A 4,160-nucleotide genomic window follows, 5' to 3' on the forward strand; every position below is an offset into this window, starting at 1 on the left:
AGATTAAAGATAATTTTAAGAAGATTTGTAAAAATCAAAATATTAGTATGAGTAATAGATTGAATTTTTTGATTATAGATTTTTTGAGTAATTTTAAGATTGAGAATAAAATTGATAATATACATAAACATATAACAGTATGGGAAATTATGAAAATTTTATTAAAAAAAATACAGTTAGTTTTTAAAAGATTTAATACAAATTAGATTAATGATTTCTATTATTGTTTGCTCAAGGAAAAGTAATATATCAGAAAAATTATTTACTTCTATACAAGAAAAAATTGGTTGTCTTTATGAATTAATTGTTATAGATAATTCTAAAAACACACATACAATAGCTTCAGCATACAATTATGGTTTAGAAAAAAGTATTTATGATATAGTTTGCTTTATACATGATGATATTATTTTTCATTCAAACGACTGGGGTTTTAGATTGTTTGAAATTTTTAAAACTAATAATGAAATTGGATTAGTAGGAATAGCTGGATCAAAAATCAAAACCAAATCACCAACTTCCTGGTGGGAAAACAATACAAAATATTGGGTGATGAATTTGATTCAACATTTTCCTGAAAGAAATGAAATAAAAAGAATTAATAGAGGGTTTAATAATAAGCCTTTTGAAGAGACAGTTGTAATTGACGGTGTATTTATTGGATTAAGAAAAACCAAATCAATTAGGTTTAATGAAAATATGAATGCATTTCATAATTACGATCAAAGCATTTGTTTAGATTATTTAAGGCAAGGGCACAAAATTGTGGTTACTAATGAAATACTTCTTGAACATTTTTCTAATGGAATCAAAAATAAAGAATGGTTATTATCAAATTTAAATTTTTATAAACATTATTCAAAATATTTGCCCAGAGCAATTAATAAAGAATCTATTAAACTAGAGGATAAACTTTACAGTTACTTTATTTTAATAAACAATTTTTCTAAATTTAATTTAAAGGTATATGCTTTGAAGTATTGGTTTTACTATTTTTTAAATAAACCTTTTTCAAAGAAACACTGTAGTATCGTTAAAATAATTTTTAAATGATTTTTTCTTGAAACAAGCAATATTAATAACAGCCTACAAAAATTATAGTCATTTAGTAGAAATAATAAATTTCTTTGATAATGTTGATGATTTTAGTATCTATATACATTATGATAAAAAGAGTAAGCTTTCCTTAGAAGAAGTTAATAGAATAAAAACTCGAAAAGTAGTTTCACATTTTTCGCAAAAGTATAAAGTAAATTGGGGAAGCTTCAATCATTTGAGATGCATCTTGTATTTAGCAAAAGAAGCTTTAAAAGACAAAGAAAATGAATATTTTCATCTTATAAGTGGTCATGACTTTCCTACAAAAAATAAAGACTACTTTAAAGATTACTTTTCACAAAATCAACTAAATAATTATTTAGACAATTTTGAAGTCCCCAAAATGGGCTGGGCTAATAATGGTGGTTTAGATAGGCTAGAGTATTATAATTTTTATGATTTATTTAATGCAAAAGTTCCTAAACAGAAAGGTAGAATTAAAATGATATTTAGGTTTCAAAAAAAAATAGGACTTAAAAGGTCCTTTTCAAGTAAATTCCCTAAACTGTACGGTGGCTCGACATGGTGGAGTTTAAACAGATCATGTTTAAATTATGTAAAGGATTATTCCAAAATAAATAAAAAGGTACTTAATCGTTTCAAATTTACGCTATGTTCTGAGGAGTTTTATTTTCAAACAGTTATAATGAATTCTCCGTTTAAGGACAGTGTCATGAACAATAATCTTAGGTATATAGACTGGAGCGCTAGAAATGGAAATAACCCTTCTGTTTTGGACCATTCAGATTTTTTAAATCTTACAAATCATGAGTCCATATTTGCAAGAAAGTTTGAATACCCTTTTTCTAATAGTTTATTAATTATGCTAAAAAAATCAATTATTTGAGCTCGAATAAGAAAGTTTCTATTATCATGGCAACCTTTAACAGGGCACACCTGATTGAAGAGACCTTGGTTTCTGTTCAAAACCAAACCTATATCCATTGGGAGTGCCTAATTATTGATGATGGAAGTACTGACGCTACTCAAGCAACTTTAGAATCTTATTTAAAAAAAAATCCGAGGTTTCAATATTATCAGAGACCTGATAAATATAAAAAAGGGCTGCCTGGTTGCCGTAATTATGGGTTAGATATAGCAAAAGGTGAGTATATCATTTTTTTTGATGATGATGATATTGTGCATCCTCAAAATTTAGAATTATGCATTAATGTTTTGGAAGAATGTAAAAGTGATTTTTGTATTTATAAAAAGCAAAGCTTTACCGGAAGATATATAGAGTCCTTTGTAAAACAAAATGATAATTATAACAAAGTTGTTATTAATTTATATAATTTTCTAACCAATAAAGTACCCATAGCATCCTGTACTGTAATGTGGCATATTTCCTGCTTCGATAATATTCGATTTAATGAAAATTTAATGTATGCTGAGGAATGGGAATGTTATTTGCGTATTTTAACCACAAACAAAAAAGGTGTTATGCTTAATAATATTCTTTATTTTAACCGAAAGCACCCTCAATCTAATACCGGTGAATTCTGGAGCCATGACCCAACACGTAGGGCTTCAAAAATAGAAGCTTGTCGTTTAGTAATTAATCATCTTGCGGAACACAAGCATTTAACCTATCAACTTGGTTTATATTTTGTAGGTTTGGCTCATTTTTTAAAAGAAAAACAAATTTTTAACTATGTTAGGGCACATAAGAAAGCTTTTAATACCATAGAGAACTTAAAGTTGAAGACAAGATATTATGCTAATGGACTTATTCGACCTCTCTATAAACTCAAAAAGAGACTTAGTTAAAACCTATCAAATACTATGCAAAAGAAAACCAAACTTCTTATTGTATCAGAATCAATTGATGTCAATGACAGTAGTGCTTCCAAAGGCCGGGTGGCTTTGATTCAAAATTTAATAAAAGCCGGTTTTCATGTAAAAGTATATCATTTTAATAGAAAAGAGATTGAACTAACCGATTTAGAATGTGTCTCGATTCAGGAACAAAAGAGCACCCCATGGTATCTATTATCTAAATTACAATTGCTGATTAAACGCTTAACAGGCTGGAATGCAAATAACCAAATTGAAAAAAAGTGGGGCTTTTCATTTGCACATTTTAATGATACTTATAGCATTAAAAAAACTTTACAAAAGGAAGACTCAAGGGAGTTTGACTGGGTGATCACCTTGAGCAAAGCAGCTAGCTTTCGCCCTCATAAAGCGCTTCTTGGTTTGCCTGAATGGCATACCAAATGGCTGGCTTATATTCATGACCCCTATCCCATGCATTTTTACCCCCGGCCTTATACCTGGGTGGAGCCTGGCTATTTTCAAAAACAAGAGTTTATGCGGGCCATCTCCAAAACCTGTGCCTATGGGGTGTTTCCTTCACGTTTGTTGCAAGAGTGGATGGGGAGTTATTTCCCTGATTTTTTGGAAAGAGGTGTAGTTATTCCACATCAATGGGTTGAAACTCCAAATACCTTGACTGAAATTCCTGATTATTTTAAAAAGAATTCTTTTACAGTGCTCCACGCCGGTGCCCTGATGAAACAACGTAATCCTATAGGACTGATAGAGGGGTTTCAACTGTTTTTAAAAAAAGTTCCCGACGCACGAGCAAACACCCAATTAGTGTTATTGGGAAGGCATGAGTATCACAAGGAAGTTCTGATTCAAAAGCAACAAGTAATTCCACAGCTATATGTAAGTACAGGGTATGTACCTTTTAAGGAGGTACAAGTGCTTCAAGACAATGTATCGGTCAACGTGATACTGGAAGCCAAAGCAGAGATAAGTCCGTTCCTGCCCGGTAAGTTTCCCCATTGTGTAGCAGCTTGTAAGCCCATACTGCATTTAGGGCCTGCATTAAGTGAAACCAAACGCTTGTTGGGTGAAGAATACACCTTTTCTGCAGAAATTGACGATGTGGTAAAGATTTCAGAACTGTTGATGACACTGTATGAAAACTGGAAAGAAAAAAAGGATAGTCCTAAGTATAATTTCAAAGAATTAAACCGGTATCTTGGAGTGGATTATTTGAGAGAAACTTTAGAAAAATTAAAGTCAGAATAGTAAAAAATAAATAGAATAAA

The 4,160-nt window shown here is 30.4% G+C and carries 5 protein-coding genes; all 5 read left to right on the top strand.

Going from position 1 to position 4,160, the window contains the following annotated elements; translation table 11 throughout:
- The coding region (locus tag AACY61_RS09735) for a hypothetical protein (protein WP_339611382.1) at positions 1–206 on the top strand (206 nt) is incomplete at its 5' end.
- Positions 207–210: 4 nt separating this feature from the next.
- Entirely contained in the window at positions 211–1,053 is an 843-nt protein-coding gene (locus AACY61_RS09740) for a glycosyltransferase (protein ID WP_339611383.1), read from the top strand.
- Between the two features lie 7 nt (positions 1,054–1,060).
- Positions 1,061–1,945, top strand: a complete 885-nt coding sequence (locus AACY61_RS09745; protein WP_339611384.1) for a beta-1,6-N-acetylglucosaminyltransferase — start codon at positions 1,061–1,063, stop codon at positions 1,943–1,945.
- Positions 1,942–2,868, top strand: a complete 927-nt coding sequence (locus tag AACY61_RS09750; RefSeq protein WP_339611385.1) for a glycosyltransferase family 2 protein — start codon at positions 1,942–1,944, stop codon at positions 2,866–2,868. Before AACY61_RS09745 ends, AACY61_RS09750 begins: the two co-directional genes overlap by 4 nt.
- A 15-nt stretch (positions 2,869–2,883) precedes the next feature.
- Positions 2,884–4,140 (top strand): UDP-glycosyltransferase, encoded by a 1,257-nt coding sequence (locus AACY61_RS09755; protein WP_339611386.1) that lies wholly within the window; start codon positions 2,884–2,886, stop codon positions 4,138–4,140.
- Positions 4,141–4,160: the final 20 nt, after the last annotated feature.

Origin of the sequence: uncultured Planktosalinus sp. (genome assembly GCF_963973675.1) — a bacterium.
Lineage (GTDB): Bacteria > Bacteroidota > Bacteroidia > Flavobacteriales > Flavobacteriaceae > Planktosalinus.